We start from the raw sequence: 688 nt of genomic DNA, 5'->3' as shown, positions 1-688 counted from the left end.
GGATTATAGCGATGTAGAGAATGAAGCGCTGGGTACGGTTCAGCTGCATGTTTTCCCTGATGATGGAACATTGAGTTATGACGGCAATCCGGTAAGTACGGTGGATACGCTGATCAGTGCAGCAGATATCGGTAAGCTGGTTTATACGCCGGATGCGAACTTGAACGGAAGTCCCTTGGATACGTTGGTGTTCAAGGTAGCAGATGAGTCTGGAGCGCTGAGTGATACGGTTCACTTTACGTTGTACGTGACGCCATTGAACGATGCACCGACGGTATCTGGCGACAGCACGGTACTGGATGAAGATTCAGATTACACCTTTGAGTTATCAGACTTTAACAAGGATTATAGCGATGTAGAGAATGAAGCGCTGGGTACGGTTCAGCTGCATGTTTTCCCTGATGACGGAACGTTGAGTTATGATGGGAATGTGGTCAGCACGGTGGATACGCTGATCAGTGCAGCAGATATTGGCAAGCTGGTTTATACGCCGGATGCGAACCTGAACGGAAGTCCTTTGGATACATTGGTGTTCAAGGTAGCTGATGAGTCTGGAGCGCTGAGCGATACGGTTCACTTCACGTTGTACGTGACGCCATTGAATGATGCACCGACGGTATCGGGCGATAGCACGGTATTGAATGAGGATTCAGATTACACCTTCGAGTTATCAGACTTCAACAAGGAT

1 protein-coding gene is annotated in these 688 nt (G+C 48.4%); it reads left to right on the top strand.

Going from position 1 to position 688, the window contains the following annotated elements; translation table 11 throughout:
- Positions 1-688, top strand: a 688-nt coding sequence (locus tag ABD985_RS05320) for an Ig-like domain-containing protein (protein ID WP_345369820.1), incomplete at both ends; no start/stop codon positions are given.

Source organism: Algivirga pacifica, assembly GCF_039543525.1.
In the GTDB taxonomy this organism is placed as follows: domain Bacteria; phylum Bacteroidota; class Bacteroidia; order Cytophagales; family Flammeovirgaceae; genus Algivirga; species Algivirga pacifica.
Note: the sequence above shows the minus strand (reverse complement) of the source record. Positions and strands in the feature narration are given on the sequence as shown.